Genomic DNA, 1131 nt, shown 5'->3' with positions numbered 1-1131 from the left:
CGCCGAGACCGGGCTGACCGGCGACCAGTTCAGGCTCTATGAGCTGATCTGGAAGCGGACCGTCGCCTCCCAGATGAAGGACGCGACCGGCGACTCCGTCACCGTCAAGATCGGCGGCCGGGCCGCGGACGGTCGGGACACCGAGTTCAGCGCGTCCGGCAAGACCATCACCTTCCACGGCTTCCTCAAGGCATACGTGGAGGGCGCCGACGACCCGAACGCCGAGCTGGACGACCGCGAGCGGCGGCTGCCGCAGGTCGCCGAGGGCGACGCGCTCACCGCCCAGGAGATCACCGCCGACGGCCACGCCACCAAGCCGCCCGCCCGCTACACCGAGGCCACCCTGGTCAAGGAGCTGGAGGAGCGGGAGATCGGCCGTCCGTCGACGTACGCGTCGATCATCGGCACGATCCTGGACCGCGGCTATGTCTTCAAGAAGGGCACCGCGCTCGTCCCGTCGTTCCTCTCCTTCGCCGTGGTCAACCTCCTGGAGAAGCACTTCGGCCGGCTCGTCGACTACGACTTCACCGCCAAGATGGAGGACGACCTCGACCGCATCGCCCGCGGCGAGGCGCAGGCCGTGCCGTGGCTGCGGCGCTTCTACTTCGGCGAGGGCGCTGGTGCCAGCGAGAGCGGTGCGGCGGACGCCGGCAACGGCGACGGCGACCACCTCGGCGGCCTGAAGGAGCTGGTCACCGACCTCGGCGCGATCGACGCCCGGGAGATCTCGTCGTTCCCGGTGGGCAACGGCGTCACGCTGCGGGTCGGCCGCTACGGCCCGTACGTCGAGCGCGGCGAGAAGGACGAAGAGGGCCACCAGCGGGCCGACGTCCCCGACGACCTGGCGCCCGACGAGCTGACCGTGGAGTACGCCGAGGAGCTGCTGGCGAAGCCGAGCGGTGACTACGAGCTGGGCATGGACCCCGAGTCCGGCCACCAGATCGTGGCGAAGGACGGCCGCTACGGCCCGTACGTCACCGAGGTGCTGCCCGAGGGCACCCCGAAGACCGGCAAGAACGCGGTCAAGCCGCGCACCGCCTCGCTCTTCAAGTCGATGTCCCTGGACACCGTGACGCTGGCGGACGCGCTCAAGCTGATGTCGCTGCCGCGCGTGGTCGGCACCGACGCCGA

At 70.6% G+C, this 1131-nt stretch carries 1 protein-coding gene; it reads left to right on the top strand.

All coding sequences use genetic code 11. The features are described 5' to 3' along the window. The coding region (locus AB0I03_RS26960; RefSeq protein WP_360417454.1) for a DNA topoisomerase at nt 1–1131 on the top strand (1131 nt) is incomplete at both ends.

Source organism: Glycomyces sp. NPDC021274 (assembly GCF_040641195.1).
Taxonomy (GTDB): domain Bacteria; phylum Actinomycetota; class Actinomycetes; order Mycobacteriales; family Micromonosporaceae; genus Glycomyces.
The sequence above is the reverse complement of the archived record's forward strand: the minus strand, read 5'-3'. Positions and strand labels throughout refer to the sequence as shown.